The organism is Sphingobacterium sp. UGAL515B_05 (assembly GCF_033097525.1).
Lineage (GTDB): Bacteria > Bacteroidota > Bacteroidia > Sphingobacteriales > Sphingobacteriaceae > Sphingobacterium.
On the sequence record NZ_CP109907.1, the window covers coordinates 1,153,061 to 1,170,355 of the forward strand.

The 17,295-nt window shown below is 41.2% G+C and carries 15 protein-coding genes; 9 read left to right on the forward strand and 6 right to left on the reverse strand.

Annotated features, from left to right (window positions below):
* Positions 1 to 52 precede the first annotated feature (52 nt).
* A complete protein-coding gene (locus tag OK025_RS04600; protein WP_248933000.1) occupies positions 53 to 688 on the reverse strand; it encodes a peroxiredoxin in 636 nt (211 codons plus the stop codon).
* A 419-nt stretch (positions 689 to 1,107) separates the two neighbouring features.
* Here OK025_RS04600 and OK025_RS04605 point away from each other — a divergent pair, with 419 nt between their 5' ends.
* Complete coding sequence (locus OK025_RS04605; protein ID WP_317668498.1) at positions 1,108 to 2,244, forward strand: acyl-CoA dehydrogenase; 1,137 nt, start codon at positions 1,108 to 1,110, stop codon at positions 2,242 to 2,244.
* A gap of 248 nt (positions 2,245 to 2,492) precedes the next feature.
* Here the strand turns inward: OK025_RS04605 and OK025_RS04610 are convergent, their stop codons facing one another.
* From OK025_RS04610 to uvrB, 5 genes are all read right to left on the reverse strand, one after another.
* Complete coding sequence (locus OK025_RS04610) at positions 2,493 to 2,867, reverse strand: hypothetical protein (RefSeq protein WP_317668499.1); 375 nt, start codon at positions 2,865 to 2,867, stop codon at positions 2,493 to 2,495.
* Positions 2,868 to 2,906: 39 nt separating this feature from the next.
* Positions 2,907 to 4,157, reverse strand: coding sequence for a glutamate-5-semialdehyde dehydrogenase (locus OK025_RS04615; protein ID WP_317668500.1), 1,251 nt, complete (start codon positions 4,155 to 4,157; stop codon positions 2,907 to 2,909).
* Positions 4,154 to 5,185, reverse strand: coding sequence for a glutamate 5-kinase (proB, locus tag OK025_RS04620; RefSeq protein WP_317668501.1), 1,032 nt, complete (start codon positions 5,183 to 5,185; stop codon positions 4,154 to 4,156). The genes OK025_RS04615 and proB overlap by 4 nt, the downstream gene beginning before the upstream one ends.
* A gap of 349 nt (positions 5,186 to 5,534) precedes the next feature.
* Positions 5,535 to 6,140 carry an outer membrane beta-barrel protein gene (locus OK025_RS04625; RefSeq protein WP_317668502.1) on the reverse strand — a complete coding sequence of 202 codons (606 nt, stop codon included), beginning with the start codon at positions 6,138 to 6,140 and terminating at the stop codon, positions 5,535 to 5,537.
* A gap of 131 nt (positions 6,141 to 6,271) precedes the next feature.
* Entirely contained in the window at positions 6,272 to 8,305 is a 2,034-nt protein-coding gene (uvrB, locus tag OK025_RS04630) for an excinuclease ABC subunit UvrB (RefSeq protein ID WP_201670136.1), read from the reverse strand.
* Between the two features lie 284 nt (positions 8,306 to 8,589).
* Between uvrB and upp the strand changes: the two genes are divergently transcribed.
* The 8 genes from upp (at position 8,590) to OK025_RS04670 (ending at position 17,274) form a co-directional block, all read left to right on the forward strand.
* On the forward strand, positions 8,590 to 9,237 hold the full coding sequence (upp, locus tag OK025_RS04635; RefSeq protein ID WP_313186537.1) for a uracil phosphoribosyltransferase: 648 nt from the start codon (positions 8,590 to 8,592) through the stop codon (positions 9,235 to 9,237).
* 104 nt (positions 9,238 to 9,341) lie between these two features.
* Positions 9,342 to 9,815 (forward strand): ribonuclease H-like YkuK family protein, encoded by a 474-nt coding sequence (locus OK025_RS04640; protein ID WP_046672303.1) that lies wholly within the window; start codon positions 9,342 to 9,344, stop codon positions 9,813 to 9,815.
* A 52-nt stretch (positions 9,816 to 9,867) separates the two neighbouring features.
* Complete coding sequence (pnuC, locus tag OK025_RS04645; RefSeq protein WP_317668503.1) at positions 9,868 to 10,470, forward strand: nicotinamide riboside transporter PnuC; 603 nt, start codon at positions 9,868 to 9,870, stop codon at positions 10,468 to 10,470.
* Positions 10,471 to 10,493: 23 nt separating this feature from the next.
* Positions 10,494 to 11,027 carry an ATP-binding protein gene (locus tag OK025_RS04650; RefSeq protein ID WP_317668504.1) on the forward strand — a complete coding sequence of 178 codons (534 nt, stop codon included), beginning with the start codon at positions 10,494 to 10,496 and terminating at the stop codon, positions 11,025 to 11,027.
* Between the two features lie 150 nt (positions 11,028 to 11,177).
* The gene (locus OK025_RS04655; RefSeq protein WP_070563263.1) at positions 11,178 to 11,588 is read left to right on the forward strand and encodes a BrxA/BrxB family bacilliredoxin; all 411 of its coding nucleotides are present in this window, start codon (positions 11,178 to 11,180) and stop codon (positions 11,586 to 11,588) included.
* 359 nt (positions 11,589 to 11,947) lie between these two features.
* Positions 11,948 to 13,513, forward strand: a complete 1,566-nt coding sequence (locus OK025_RS04660) for an amidohydrolase (RefSeq protein WP_317668505.1) — start codon at positions 11,948 to 11,950, stop codon at positions 13,511 to 13,513.
* Between the two features lie 195 nt (positions 13,514 to 13,708).
* Positions 13,709 to 14,614, forward strand: coding sequence for a GLPGLI family protein (locus tag OK025_RS04665; protein WP_317668506.1), 906 nt, complete (start codon positions 13,709 to 13,711; stop codon positions 14,612 to 14,614).
* Positions 14,614 to 17,274: a carboxypeptidase-like regulatory domain-containing protein gene (locus tag OK025_RS04670; RefSeq protein WP_317668507.1), complete on the forward strand. Its 2,661-nt coding sequence runs from the start codon at positions 14,614 to 14,616 to the stop codon at positions 17,272 to 17,274. Before OK025_RS04665 ends, OK025_RS04670 begins: the two co-directional genes overlap by 1 nt.
* Positions 17,275 to 17,295: the final 21 nt, after the last annotated feature.

The following is a 17,295-nucleotide window of genomic DNA, read 5'->3' on the forward strand; positions in this document are numbered from 1 at the left end:
GCAACGTTTTCCAATGTTGCCTTTTTTTTGTCCCTTAATTCAAGCCTAATTTTTACAGATTAGGTTGTGGTGTCGTTCTCAAATACGGTTTGATCTCTTTAAACCCTTTTGGAAATTTAGCAGGAATATCTTCTGTCTTTATCGCTGGAACAACAATAACATCTTCACCATGCTTCCAGTCAGCTGGCGTGGCCACTTGGTAATCGGCTGTTAACTGTAAAGAATCAATGACCCGTAAAATTTCATCAAAATTACGACCAGTTGATGCTGGATAGGTCAACGTCAGTTTGATCTTTTTGTCGGGACCGATAATAAATACCGAACGCACGGTCGCTGTTGCGGACGCATTTGGATGGATCATATCGTACAATTCCGATATATGACGATCTTCATCAGCGATAACCGGGAAATTCACTTCGGTATTTTGCGTTTCATTGATGTCCTTAATCCAATTCAAGTGATCGTTTACATTATCGACGCTTAGTGCAATGGCCTTCACACCTCTCTTGTCAAATTCAGATTTCAATTTTGCAGTACGGCCCAACTCTGTCGTACATACTGGCGTATAATCTGATGGGTGCGAAAAGAAAACGACCCAGCTATCTTTGATATAATCGTGAAAATCTATTTCACCAATGGTTGTTTGCGCTTTAAAATTTGGCGCTTCATCTCCTAATCTTAAACTCATAATCTTATTTTTTAAATGTGTTTAAATTATATAGTCTACAAATATAGTAGATTAAATTTAGCAAACAAGTAATTCTTCAATTTTTTAAATTAAGATGAAAAAACTAAACCTAATCCAATTGAAAGTAAGGATTTTAATACGTTGACTTTTCGCTGCAAATACGTCTCCAGATTAACCAAGACCAGGTGCCCTATCCAGCCCATTGTTCACCAAAAGCCTATATGATTAACTGAATTAGTATAAAAGTATTTTGCTTATTTACTATGCTCGCATAATATATATTTTGTATATTTGAGTATAGTGGTACACCAGTCTCATAAAATGATTGTGAGTTGGGAGAAAACTTTTTGACAGCAAACCTTATTAGATATATAAGTTATCGGCTTGGTAACTGACGAACCAAAAAAAACTGAAATACCATGAATTTTGAATTAAGCGAAGAACATAAAATGATCCGTGACGCAGCACGGGAATTCGCCCAGGAGCTAAAGGCTGGGGCAATCGAGCGCGATGAAGCCGCAAAATTTCCAATAGATTTTGTCAAGCAGATGGCTGAACTAGGATTTATGGGTATCATGACCCCTGAAGCGTATGGTGGGGCTGGCATGGATACGTTGGCCTATGTTCTTGTTCTCGAAGAAATTGCCAAAATTGATGCCTCTGCGGCCGTTATTGTATCCGCCCACAATTCCCTGGTATTATATGGACTCAATGCTTTTGGTACAGAGGAACAGAAACAAAAGTACCTGATTCCTTTAGCGAAGGGCGAGAAACTTGGCGCTTTTGCGTTATCAGAACCCGAAGCCGGTTCGGACGCCTCCTCGCAGCACACAACAGCCGAAGATAAAGGAGATCACTATCTACTAAATGGCACAAAAAATTGGATCACCAACGGTGGCCATGCTGATATCTATCTTGTAATCGCACAGACACATCCTGAAAAAGGCCACAAAGGAATCAATGTATTGATTGTTGAAAAAGGGCTGACGGGATTTACCATTGGTCCGAAGGAAAACAAGTTAGGCATCCGTAGTTCTGATACCCATTCACTTCTATTTTCCGATGTCCGGATTCCTAAGGAAAACCGCATCGGAGAAGATGGCTTCGGATTTAAGTTTGCCATGAAAACACTCGATGGCGGTCGTATCGGCATTGCAGCACAGGCTTTAGGAATTGCTGCCGGTGCTTATGATCTCGCTTTGGCTTACTCAAAAGAGCGAAAGACTTTTGGAAAACCAATTTCGGACCATCAGGCCATACAGTTTAAATTGGCCGATATGGAAGTCGATATCGAGGCTGCTCGACTTTTGACCTATAAAGCTGCCTGGACAAAGGACCAAGGTCTTCCTTACGGTAAAGAAGCTGCGGTAGCTAAATTACATGCATCGGAAGTTGCCATGAAACATACTGTGGAAGCTGTACAGATCCACGGTGGCTATGGTTACGTAAAAGAATATCATGTCGAAAGGTTAATGCGCGACGCAAAAATCACACAAATCTACGAGGGGACCTCTGAAATCCAACGTCTGGTGATCGCCCGCGAGATTCTGCGCTAAGCAACCGGAACAAAACCGCCTATTTCCGTTCACAATGGAAGGTCTAAAAAAGATTACACAAATTTGTTATTACTTCTGTTATAACGAGTCGATCAATGCGCTGCCCCAAAAAGTTTACAATTTCTTGGGGCAGTTAATTGATGGGCAGTTTTCTGCCCATTAGTAGATAACTTCCGAAATTCTGCTCCTATGCCAATTTAATCCCTTACGGTATCTAATTCAACATGGGGAAGTATCAGAAGTTATCTTTAAAGGCTCTTCAACTTGTTATCGATCATGGCAAGATAGTGATAATCCTGAAAGGCAAAGCTCGCCGTTTCGGCCATCGCCAGATTCAAAATAAACTTTGCTTTGCGAAGTAAATTTTCCTGATTACCATCTGTAGCATTCAAACCATCAAACAACAAGGTTAAAGCCAATGGATGTAGTTGCTGTATTTGAAGATCTGTTTTGAGATATGCCGAAAGCTCGCTTTCGGAAAGATTTAAAAAATAGGCCCTACTCTTTTCGAAGAATTTCTCATAAGCATCTTCAAACACTGCTGGATCAGTCCGCTCGATAAAGGCATCATGGCCTTCTGTCCATATGCGAAGAAATTTACCAATTTCTTCGATCCAATTCATCAATACATCTTTTTTAAAACTTAATCCCATGATCTATGCTTATCTGATCTGTCCATTTCCACGGACAATCCATTTCTCTGTTACCAATTTTTCTAATGCAAATGGTCCGCGGGCATGTAACTTTTGGGTCGAGATACCGATTTCTGCCCCCAAACCAAACTCACCACCATCTGTAAAACGTGTTGATGCATTGGCATATACCGCAGCAGCATCCACTGTGTTCAAAAATTGTTCGATATGGAGTTCACTGGAAGAAACAATACATTCCGAATGTTTGGAAGAATATTTTGCGATATGATCCAAAGCTTCATCTAAACTCCCAACTGTCTTTATTGAACACTTCAAATCTAAAAATTCTCTTCCAAAATCATCTTCTTCTGCACGTCTTAAATTTGAAAAATTTTCAGCCTTTAACACCTCATAAGCTGTAGGATCCGCAAAAACTTCCACCTGAGCATCTTCAAAGTAGGTCTTCAGTTTTGTTAGAAACTCGGGAGCAATAGTGCGATCGACCAAAACAGTATCTAAAGAATTACACACCGATGGTCTTGAAATTTTAGCATTAGCAACAATTTTAGCTGCCATATCCAGATCTGCTGTACGGTCCACATACGTATGGCATACTCCCGCCCCTGTTTCAATGACAGGCACCTTCGCGTGTTCCCGCACATAATCGATCAGCGACTGAGAGCCTCGTGGTATGATAATATCCACATATTGGGTCGCTTCCAACAATTCCGACACATGCTTTCTATCGACAGGCAATAGTTGCACAATATCCTTTGAGATACCATGCAGCTGCAGGACGTCATGGATCACTTTTAACAATGCTTCATTGGTTTGTAATGCATCAGAACCACCACGCAATAGACAAACGTTACCCGATTGAATACATAGTGCCGCAACATCTATCGTCACATTAGGTCGCGATTCATAGATTACGCCAACAACACCTAGTGGAACTGTAATTTTCTCGATCTCCAATCCATTCGGCAATATCTTTTTAAGCAATAGCTGATCTGCTGGGTCCGCTAGCTGGGCTATTTGCTTAACACTGTCAGCCAAACCTTTTAAACGATCGCTGTTGAGTAGGAGACGATCCTTTTTGGGGTCGTCATCAGACATACGATCCAAATCAATCTTATTCGCTTGTAATATAGCTGCGGTATGCGCGACAAGACCATCTGCGATGGCATTTAAAATAGTTATTTTGGTATCAGGAGCCAGTTGTTGCAAAATTTGTTTTGCTTTGGCCGCCGCCTGAAGTTGTTTTACGATGGATTCACTCATAACAATACGATATCATTTGCATGTGCAATTTCTACATTTTTTTTACTGGCCTGGGACAAAGCGGATGAATCCATCTTCGCCCGGGCAACGGCAACGGTTAGGCCTTCTAGATTGACGATATTTAACACTTCTCCTTTTTCAAAATGTTCAACGATACGGGTTACCCCCACGGCTAGTAAACTTTTGTGCTTCAATAACGCTTCCTCCGCTCCACGGTCGACCATCAATTCCCCTTTTATCAAACTTCCACTCGCAAGCCATTTCTTGCGGGAAGAGATCTTCTTACTTTGAGCCAGACACAATGTGCCGGTCTCGTGCTTAACCGCTTTTTGGATCGCCTCTTCGGTTTGCATACTGAAAATGACAACAGCGATCCCCATCTGATTGGCCAATCGGGCAAAGTTCAATTTCGAAGTCATTCCCCCCAATCCTACTGAAGATTTATCCTTCCTTGCCAAACCTAAGATATCCCGATCGATGGTTTCAATTTGCGGTATAATCTTGTTGTTTGCATCTAACACACCGGGGACGGAAGTACTAAATAGCAATTTTTCGGCACCAAAACCAACAGCAATCAAGGTTGCCAACTCATCATTATCTGAAAACTTCAGTTCTTTATTACTTACCACATCATTTTCATTTGCGATTGGAATCACATTGTTCCGCCACAATTCCTCATACGTATTTTTCAATTGTAGAAATTGATCCCGATTGGAAAAATGATGTCGCTCACATAAACTTTGCGCCAATGAAATTTTAAACGGTCGGAAATAAGTTGAATACGTATTAATCAATATGGGGTTCCCAATTGCAGCCGCGGCCTTTCGTTCGGATAGCGTTCCCGTATAACTGGGCAGAAAACGTTTACCGGCGGCAACAGCACCTGAAGAGACCAAGACAATATTGTATTTCTTTTGTAAGGAAGCAATCTGCCTAGCGATCTCCAAAACAATACGTTCATCAACTTCTCCCTCTTTCGTGGTAATAGAAGCCGATCCAAATTTGACAACGAGAATTGGCTTTTTCATTTTTTAGTATGTTTTAGTTTAGATTTGAGCACTAATTTACTGAGAAGAATTTGATTTACGCAAAATATGTTAACAATTGAACAATATAATTCAATTGAGAAACTCATGAAATAAGGTCGATTCCAGTGGATCAGGAGACATCTGATGTGAAAGAAAGGAAAATAATTAGCGTGGATCTCAGAGGTCATTACAGATCTCATCGATCAGTACAAATGACCTGAAGATGAAAACATAAAACTTGAGATTACAAAAAAGCAGCAAATCCGATGATAACGCTTCAAAAAAACAGGTTCTTTCTGAGGCGATATAATTGATGGAGTGCTGCTTCCCGTTAAAGTTATATTAGTTGCTATTTTTTCAGTATCTGATGGAGGTCAAATCGTAAGCCAACATTGAACGTACGGTTATAGAGTTTTACATTTTCATTGACGCTCATATCCTTCATCCCATAATTGGAGCCAATGAATAAACCATAGCCCCCATTCCATTTGTAACCTAAGTTAAAACCCAAACCATAGTCTGAAGGATTGGTCGTTGCATCGTAAAATTTTCCATCATTATTATTCACAGACATCTGTTTACCATAATAGGGACTAGCAGCAAGATAAATCCGACCTTCTCCAACCGTAATATTATAAGCTATATTCAATGGAATCTCGATCGCATTTCTTCGGTATGTTGTCCAGTTATTTTCAAGGGCATGCTTTGCCTCCATACCATTTTGGGTAAAGTTTACTTCAGGCTGAATAGAGAGTCCACCAACGAGCGGTATTTCAAGAAAAAGCCCTGCTGTAACACCCGAAATGCTTCGGAAGCTATAACTGTGGGATCGTTTATTGGATACCAATGATCCGGCATTCGTGTACCCGGCATTTATACCGTAGGAAATTTTACTTTGACAAAATGCTGTGGAAAGCACAGAAAACAGTATTATACTGCAGATTAAATGTTTCATATGTGGTCAATTTATTTACAATTGCCACAAATATGCACGGCGGAATCTTAATTTAAACGCTATTTAGCGTTGTTTAACAAATCTTAATATTGATTAACAATAATTAATAGATATTAACAAACCGCCTTCCTTTACGATGGGAACCGCTCTTCATAGAGCTTCTCCAAAGAGAACATTTCATCACGATATTTCGCAGCTTCCAAGAAGTCCATTTCTTTTGCAGCTTTGTCCATTTTCTTCCGTACGTTATCGATCGCCTTCTTCAAATCTTTCTCACTCAGGTATTGCATCACTGGATCAGCTGCAATAGCCTTCGACGGATCAGGTTCAACATAAATTTTAGGTTCAATACCCGAAAAATCAGCAACAGAAGTCTGCTCCAGAATCTCCTCCCTTGTTTTGCCGACTGTACGCGGTGTAATGCCATGTTCCAAGTTATACTTCATCTGCTTGTCTCGGCGACGATTGGTTTCATCTATTGTGACACGCATACTATCCGTCATTTTATCGGCATACATAATAACCCGACCTTTATCATTCCGGGCAGCCCGGCCAATCGTCTGAATAAGCGATCGTTCGGAACGCAGAAAGCCCTCTTTATCCGCATCGAGAATCGCGACAAGCGTAACCTCAGGCAAATCGAGCCCCTCACGCAGTAAGTTCACCCCGACCAGGATATCAAATTCGCCCAATCGAAGACCGCGTAAGATTTCCACCCGCTCCAGGGTTTTAATTTCGGAGTGTATATAACGGACTTTTAAATTCAGCTTGGTCATATATTTGGAAAGCTCTTCGGCCATGCGTTTGGTCAATGTAGTAGCCAAAACACGCCCTCCTTCTTTGATGGTCTTATCGACCTCTTCCAAGAAATCATCGACCTGATTAATCGCTGGTCGTACTTCAATAATCGGATCCAAAAGTCCTGTTGGACGAATGACCTGCTCAACAACAACACCTTCAGTCTGCTGCAGTTCGTAATCGCCCGGAGTCGCGGACACATAAATCGTCTGATTCGTCAGGGATTCAAACTCCGGAAAGTTCAAAGGTCTGTTATCCAAAGCTGCTGGCAACCTAAACCCATGTTCCACCAAGGAAACTTTACGCGACCGGTCACCACCATACATCGCACGCAATTGTGGTAAGGTGACGTGGCTTTCATCAATGACCAACAGGTAATCCTCTGGAAAATAATCCAGCAAACAGAACGGACGCATCCCCGGTTGTCTACCATCGAAAAAGCGGGAATAATTTTCAATTCCCGAGCAATAGCCCAATTCACGCATCATTTCCAAATCATAATTGACCCGCTCCTCCAAACGCTTCGCTTCCAGCATTAAGCCTTCCTCTTCCAGTTGCGTTTTACGTTGCATCAATTCATCTTGAATAGCCCAGATTGATTCTTTGAATTTTTCTTTCGGTGTAACGAAAAGGTTTGCCGGAAAAAGAGCAAGATCTTCCATTTTGTTGAGCGTTTTACCTGAAATAGGATCGATCTCACTCAGTTCATCAATTTCATCCCCAAAGAATGAAATCCGAATGGCATTATCCAAGTATGCCGGAAACACGTCCACCGTATCACCTTTAACACGAAAGGTACCCCGTTTAAACTCTGTGGTCGTCCGTGAATATAAGATCTCGACCAATTTATGCAGGAAAGCATTTCTTGTGACAGTCATACCGACACCAAAACGAAAAATAGATCGGGAGAAATCCTCCGGATTTCCCATACCGTAGATACAGGATACCGAAGAAACGACAACAATATCACGCCGACCCGACATCAATGACGACGTAGTCGCCAAACGTAACTTTTCGATTTCTTCGTTAATCGCTAAATCCTTCTCAATGTAGGTATTTGTCGAAGCAATAAAAGCTTCGGGTTGATAATAATCGTAATAAGACACAAAATAGTTGACCGAATTATTGGGAAAGAACTGCTTGAATTCACCGTACAACTGGGCCGCTAATGTTTTATTGTGACTTAAAATCAAGGTTGGCTTTTGTGTTTCCTGAATCACATTGGCAACAGTAAAGGTCTTACCCGATCCCGTTACCCCCAAAAGCGTTTGGTATTGCTCTGCCTGCTCTACACCTGCTACCAACTGCTTAATTGCTTCTGGCTGATCGCCTGTGGGTTTGTACTCCGATGTCAATTCAAATTTCATATACTTCCTATTTCTTAAAGAAAACTATTCAGGCCTCTTTCAGCAAACATTGCACCACGAATTACTTGAGCCGTAGGCTCAAAAAAAGCCTTTATGATCCGATGGTTTCAATCTGCTAACAAGAGGATTTTTCGACCTGTAGCCCAGGCCAAATCCTCTTATGGTCTTACACAAATTTACTAAAAATTTTACCATTTTAGCGCAAACTATAATAATACCATAGATGTTATTACTTTCAATTGATTATTTATTATCTTTAGTTTAATTGAACTAGCACACACGCCATGGTCACTATTCTATCTACCCAAAATAGCATTGCAAATCATTTTATTGCCGAGCTGAGAGATATCACTATTCAACAGGACCGTATGCGCTTTCGTCGGAATCTGGAACGATTAGGTGAGATTTTCGCTTATGAAATCAGCAAGACGATGGCCTACAAACCCGTTGAAGTTGAAACTCCGTTAGGCGTGGCCAAAACCCATCTCTTGATGGAACAACCCGTACTCGCTACAATTCTGAGAGCGGGTCTTCCCTTTCATCAGGGACTTTTAAACGTATTTGATCAGGCCGACAACACCTTCATTGCGGCCTATCGGCATACAAAAAAGAGCGGTGAGTTTGAAATTCATAAGGAATATGTCAATACACCAAACTTAGACAACCGTACAGTAATCATTGTAGACCCCATGCTGGCCACAGGAAAGAGCCTTGTTTTATGCTGTAAGGATCTACTGGCCGAATATGACATCAAGGAATTACACATTGTTGCGGCCATTGCATCCGAAGAAGGACTAAACCACGTTCAGGCTTTTGTACCCACGGCGCATATTTGGGTTGGCGACGTCGACCATGAACTGACCTCAAAAGCCTATATTGTACCTGGGCTCGGTGATGCCGGAGACCTGGCCTATGGTGTAAAACACCATTAATGTGGATAAATTATTTAAAACTAAATTAACACTTAGCTCATTGAAATTCAGTAAATTTATGTCAATGATGAAGTTTAATTTTTTTATATCTAATTTATATCGCTATGAGATGGCAAAAATACAATGGCGAATCCATTCGCTCCACGATTTTCGATGCTGTTGAAGAAGTCATTAAACGAGAAGATGCCCTAGGGAATAAGCTCAAGGTTTATATCGGCACCGATTCCCAAGTCAAGAGAGGCATCATCGACTTCGCAACAGTCATCGTCTTTCTCCGGGAACATAAAGGTGGATTTATGTTTATCCAACGGGACAAAAGGCACCACCGAATGAGCATTAAAGAAAGGATGCTACTCGAAGTCCAAAAATCCATCGATATAGCCTATCAACTCTGCCCCCTCCTCGAAAAACACAAAGTAGACCTCGAAGTCCACGCCGACATCAACACCAATCCAAATTTCCAGTCAAATGTTGCCCTGAAAGAAGCCATGGGCTATATTATGGGTATGGGATTTGTTTTTAAGGCCAAGCCCGAGTCTTTTGCCAGTACCAATTGTGCTAATAAACAGGTTCAATAATTGACTATAAGGCAGACTTTGTATATTTAGGGTGTAATTTTTAATACACCACATGCATGATTTTTTTCAGCAGATTGCACGTCAATTTGCCCAGACCTCTTGGCTCGAATGGTTAGGTACCCTGACAGGCTTTCTTTGTGTCTATTTGGCCGCTAAGCAAAATATATGGAACTGGCCGATTAGTATCATCAGCGTGGCGTCCTATGCTATTCTATTTTATGATGCCAAACTATATGGAGATACTGTACTGCAATTCTACTTTCTGTCTACTGCTGTTTATGGCTGGTATTACTGGATAAAACGAAAAGAAGAGAAAAAGAAACCCATCGTCAAAGCCAGCAAGGGGCAGTTGCTCCTTTGCCTCCTGGCAATCCTCGTCCTGACACTGTCAATAGGTTATCTCCTCGATAGCAAGACAAATTCCGATGTTCCTTATATTGACGCTTTCTGCACGTCCGTAAGTTTTGTTGCTCAATTTCTGATGACACGCAAAGTGCTCCAAAACTGGCTCTTATGGGTATTTGTGGATATTTGTTATATCCCGCTCTATATACACAAAGACCTTATGCTGACCGCAGTACTCTACCTTGTTTTCACACTCATCGCTTGGAATGGCTATCGCGATTGGCAGAAAACCTATAAAAATTTTGCGTAATATTGCCTATCAAAACGATCGATGTGGGAAAAGATTTCATAAAAATTGCCGTTGTTGGCCCCGAGTCCACCGGAAAATCAACGATGGCACAATTTCTTGCCAAGGAATTTCAGACGGTATGCGTGCCCGAATATTCACGTTATTATTGTCAAAGCCTCAACAATAAATATACCTTACAGGACGAAGTCAATATGTTTTATGGACAGGTCGCTTTGGAGGAAGCGCTGGTCCCTTTAGCACAAGGACAGCTCCTCATCTGTGACACGACCTTCCTTACGGTCAAAATTTGGTCAGATCATCTTTTCGGTCATACACCACAGGAAGTCACCGATAAAATTCAAAAACATGTTTACGATCTCTATCTGCTGATGGATATCGATCTACCCTGGCAGGACGATCCACTACGGGATTTTCCCGAACAGCGCGAACATTTCATGGAGATCTGGAAAAACGAATTGAACGCCATTAATGCGAATTATCGTCTTGTTTCGGGTCTCGGCGACCAACGTCTTGAAAATGGACTTCATGCTGTAAAAGATTTTCTGACATTGATTTGAGACAAGTGTCTTGACGAAGCAGCCTTTTACAGCTATATTTGTAAGAATAAAGTATAGCTGTTGTTTATGCGGAGTAAGTATACTTGCCCGGCGACAGAAAGCTTTATAAACACAATTAAAATAGAATATTAACATTTTACTTAAGAAATAATGTATCCAGAATATTTAGTAACTCCAATGCGTCAAGAGTTAGTTGATGCGGGATTCGAAGAATTAAAAACACCTGAAGCAGTTGATCAGGCTATCGCATCAGAAGGAACTGTTTTTGTGGTTGTAAACTCTGTTTGTGGTTGCGCTGCCGCAAATGCACGTCCAGCCGCAAAAGCTGCTGTAAAAAACGAAAAACACCCAGCCAAATTGGTGACTGTTTTCGCAGGTATGGAAACTGATGCAGTAAACACTGCACGTAACTACATGTTGCCTTACCCTCCATCTTCACCAGCAATGGCTTTATTTAAAGACGGGAAATTGGTACACATGATTGAAAGACATATGATTGAAGGTCGCCCGGCACAAATGATTGCTGACAATTTAGTTGCAGCATTTGACGAGTACTGTTAATCACGTATTTTGATTTTTGAATTAAAAAGGCTGTCCAAGTTATTTGGATAGCCTTTTTTGTCTATTGGATAATTCGTATTTTCCTTACTTTTCCTGCACGTCCCCTTTCAAAACTTTACAGATGGTCTCCTGTCCGAACATTAAGCGGCAACTCAGCATAGGCGCCTCACGTAAAGCAATTCGATCAGCTAAAGCAATTCGATCAGCCAAAACCTCAAGTCCGCATATCCAGCAGACCTAGCCCCAAGTCTAGTTTCAGTTTATTAAAAGCTTTTTCCTATTTTTAGGTTATGAAAACCTTCCCAATAATCATTTTTTTATTCTGCTTGACGATCATATCATGTTCACCGCAAACGAAAGTGGACCTTATTGTTTATCATGCGCAAGTATATACTGTAGATTCGGCTTTTAGTACAGCACATGCTTTTGCTGTCAAAGATGGTAAGTTTATTGCCATTGGTTCCGATGAAGAAATACAGCGAAAGTACAAAGCAATAGAAAAAATTGACGCACAGGGGAAGGCCATTTATCCGGGATTCTACGATGCCCATGCGCATTTATTTGACGAAGCCGAACTAATGGATCAAGTCGACCTAAACGGCGCCGATTCTTTCGAGGAGGTTATTCAACGTGTCAAAAACTACCAACAAAAAAATCCGCACAAAACTTGGCTGATCGGTGGTGGCTGGGACCAAAATCGCTGGAAAGATAAAACTTTCCCAACCAAGGATCTACTCGACAAAGCTTTCCCGGATATCCCCGTCTACCTTATGCGTGTAGATTATCATGCGGCGGTTGCGAACTCCAAAGCACTCGAATGGGCAAAATTAACAAGTATCCCCATCATTCGCGGCGGTGTGGTCGGCGGGACTAATAATACTCCCAATGGTCTCTTGATCGACAATGCAATGGATCTTGTCAATAAGACAATTCCGGTTCCGAGTGAAAAAGAATATTTAAGAATGCTCAAGCGGACGCAAGACTCCCTCCTTTCCGTCGGTCTTACCTCCATTGTAGACGCAGGTTTATCAAAAGAAAGGCTCGATCTCCTAAAAAAATACTATAGGGAAGGGCAGTTGAAAATTAGAGATTATGCCATGATCCTAGGCAATCCTCAAAATATAAAGCCATTTATCGATCAGGGTTTCTATGAAACAGACCGTTTCGAGATCAAAGGATTTAAACTGCTCGCCGATGGCGCATTGGGATCCCGTGGTGCATGCCTCCTCGCGCATTACCATGATGCCCCCACCCACGGCTTTCTCCTCCATAGCCCTCAAGAATACGAAGCAATGATCAAACAGATTGCCGAAAGTAAGTTTCAGGCAAATACCCATGCGATAGGCGATTCGGCCAATCGTATTATATTGGATATTTATGGCAAATACCTCCATAATAATGGCGATCGTAGATGGCGAATCGAGCACGCCCAAATTATATCGCCTGCAGATTTTGATAAGTTTCGAAAGTATCAAATCATACCATCTGTACAACCCACACATGCAACCTCCGATATGTACTGGGCCAAAGATCGACTCGGTGAAGAACGTATGAAAGGCGCTTACGCTTATAAGCATCTGTTGGAAGAATATGGAAAACTCGCTTTGGGGAGTGATTTTCCGGTCGAACATTTCAATCCCTTATATGGTTTCCACGCGGCAGTAGCCCGCGTTGACAAAAAAGGATATCCTAGCCACGGATTTCAGATGCAAGATGCGATAAGCCGTGAAGACGCTTTGAAAGGAATGACAATCTGGGCGGCATACTCCTGTTTTCAGGAGAAAAAAAGAGGAAGTATCGAAGTAGGAAAAGATGCCGATTTTGTTATCCTCGAAAAGGATATCTTGAAAATTCCGAATGAGCAACTGCGAAATGTAAAAACAGCACAGACAGTAATTGCAGGTGAGACCGTGTTTAAAAGATAACAATAGCTCATATGCCTAAACATGTCCACTAAACTTATATCGCTGACAAAGCGAAATAGTTAACAAAAAAATCGCTAACAAATCAAACATTTCTTCACCTGTAGCAACCTCCTCTAGGGAGGATTACGAGGAAAAGTTTGGATAAATTTTTATGATTACGAATATTTCGTATATTTACGATATAAGCATATATTTATGAAATATTCATTATCACTCCTATTATCCTTAGCGACGCAGCTGTTATTTGCACAAGAGCGTACTCCAGCAATCGCTAAAGTACATTACGAATTCAAGCATGTAAATGATAGCACCCAACGGGATCAATTTATACGCGATGAAACAGTCGTTTACCTGAATCAACAGGCCAGCTACTACACTTCATATTCATCCAGGCGCATGCAAGATGAGGTCAAAAAACAAATGGAGGGCCCCAGTTTCGACGGTACACTAAACATTACTACTCGTTCGACACCATCGAGCTCCTCCTATTTATTAGACGCCAATCAAAACAAAATGACCGAAGTGGTCAGCGTTGCCAGTGACAATTTTGCCATTCCACAGGTTTACCCTATTCAAGATTGGGAAATACTGGGTGACCGCAAAGAAATTGGTGGCTACAATTGCCAGAACGCAAAAACAACATTCAAAGGCCGGACCTATATCGCCTGGTTTACAACCGAACTGCCGTTTTCCTATGGTCCGTGGAAACTTCATGGCCTTCCTGGCCTAATTCTGGATGCTCGTGACACAAAAAATGAAGTGATTTTTGCTTACGCCGGATTCGACAAAATTGAGGATGGCAAAACATCGGTGGCCCTGCCGCAAAACGCCATTGTAAGTACTGCAGAAGAGGTAAAAAAAGTTCAGGAAGCCTTTAAGGCCAATCCACAAGCTTATATGCAAGCCCAATCGGGAAAAAACAGAACCATCAGTGTAGGTTCATCGGGAAATATGGTTGCAGTTAGATCCAGTTCCGGCTCCGGAGGAGGCTCCCCTGCTGGTGCTTTGGATCCGTCAAAAATAAAGAGTTTCAATATTTCAAGAGACGATAAATACAAACCTTCAAAAGTTACCAACAATCCGATAGAGCTGACGCCTTAATGAAAGTATTTTTATGTTTATTTATATTCGTTTTGCTTGGGCAAATAACCTTTGCCCAGCAAACGATTAGTGGAACGGTCCAAGTGGATAAGACACAACATCCCTTACCCTTTGCCAGTGTCAACATCCTTTCAGACAACAAAATCATCGCTTTCAAACCGACAGATAAAGAAGGGCGTTTTACAATTACATTACCAAAGGACTATGCAAGCCTCTACCTGCAGATCAATCATCTTACTTACGAAAAATTTGAACTCAAACTTGGCACGCAGACATCGAATCTTCGGATCGCCCTCGTACCAAAAACCAATCTACTACAAGATGTCATTGTAAAGAGCAAACCTAAAGTAAGCCGTTCAAATGATACGATCTCTTACGACGTCGGATCTTTTGCCAAAGAAGAGGATCGAAATATAGGCGACGTAATTAAACGTCTTCCGGGTATGGAAGTTACTGAATCGGGTCTTATTAAATACCAGGACAAAACCGTTTCTAAACTTTACATTGACGGTGATGATCTATTGGAAAACCGCTATGGTGTAGGTACACGGACAATCTCGCATAAAATGGTAAAAGACATTCAGGTACTCGACAATCACGAACATTATAAAGTTCTTAAAAATAAACGGTTTACAGAAGACGTCGCCATAAATCTCGTTATCAAAGAGGAAGCAAAACTAAAACTCACTGGGCAGGCCAAAATTGGCGTCGGCACGCCCAATCTCTATGATCCTGAATTGAACTCAATCCTATTCAACAAAAAAGTTAAGATGTTGAATGTCCTCAGCGGTAATAATACCGGCAATGATCTTTCCGGAGATATCATCGGCGCCAATCAGTCCTCTTTACTGGCCAAGTTTGGCAGCTCGCCCATCAACAATCTCCTGGCGACGAGCACAACAGGCAGTCCAAATATTCCTAAAAACAACTATTATTTCAACAATACAGGTTCGCTTAAAACCAATAATCTATATAACCTTAAGAATCACTGGCAGCTAAAATCAAATATTCAGGTTTTATACGACAACGATAGGCAAAATAATGCCTCAAGCACACAATACCTGCTCGATGATGGCGACGTCTATTTTAATGAGCAAAATCAGCTGAAAACAGCGCGATGGCTTGGCGCAGCCAGACTTTCGGCATCCACCAATACGGAAAAGAAATATGCGAGTAATGCCTTGTCATTTGAGTATGAAAAAAAAGATATAACAGCATTGTTGGCAAACTCCTCAGGCCAGATCGAGCAGTTCCAAAAACACCACATCAAGGGATTCAGCAACTTGTTTAGCTATATACCCCAACTTAAAAACAACGACATTATTGCAATCAACTGGTCTTTAAATTATGGTAATAAACCACAGACTTTACAGATCTATCCCGGTGTTTTTCCAGAAATACTCAACGATAGCATTCCCTATAAAAGTAGCCGCCAGCAAATTGAAGTTCCTTCCTTTTTTACGGAGGTCAGTACAGGTTATCGTTTCAATAAAGGCAGAATCAAGCAATACTATCAAATTGGCTTCGATACAGATCGCCAACACTTCAACTCGCTCCTTACAATAGCGGATAATGATCAACATATTCGAACTTTGGGCGATAATACCCGTAATGATCTGCATTGGAGCAGGTCCCAAGCATTTATTACTCCTCAATATTCCTGGAAAACAAGTCGGTTTGAAACCCAGCTCGACATCCCGGTCACCTATTTATTTACGCATTATGAAGATGTCAGTCATCAGCTGTCCACTTCCAAAAATTCTGTGCTGATCAATCCTAATTTAAAAGCGAGATGGCAGGTTTCTCAAGAAGACTATCTTCAATTTAACTATCAATTTGCGCAGGACATTGGCAACATAGAAGATATATACCGCGGTGCGGTATTACGGAACTATAGAATGCTCAGCCAAAATAATGCAGCGCTAAATGAATCCAAAAAACATACATTTAATCTCAATTATAATTTAGCCCGTACCCTAAAAGTATTATTTGCAAATGCTGGTATTAGCTATTCAAGATCGCTTTCCAACACGATATTATCTTCCGTTATAAAAAACAACATCACCGAAAATATCTTGGTCAATATGGATAACCTGCAGGAGCGCTGGTCTTCTCAGATCGGGTTCGACAAATACATTTTCCCCCTGGCAAGTACCCTAAAACTAAAAGGAAGCATTTCTCACTTCAAATACAATCAATTGTTAAACAATGCCCTAGTCCCTATTCGAAGTATGAGCTATCTATTTCAACCCAGTATAGAAGCTAAAGTCTTTAAATCTTATAACATTTCCTATTCAGGACTATTCAATTGGAGCAGGAGTAAACAACAGGGGCTGGACAATACGATCCAAAATAAAACCACCACAATGATGCATAATATAGGTTTTCCGACCAGCCCCTTCAAAAACGGCTTTATGCGGCTAAACCTGCGCAATCTTGCCACCTTTCAAACAAACATGAAGAATGCAAGTTATACCTTCATAGACTTTTTTACGCGCTACAAGGTCAACAAGTGGAAAATGGACTTCGAATTGGAAATGAATAATTTGGCCAATATCAAAAACTATCGTACTTATCTGATGACGGCCAATATGATTTCCGAGAATGAATTTGAACTTCGCGGAAGAACAATTTTACTCCGCACAGTTTTTAACCTTTAAAGCATCAGACCACATCGGAAA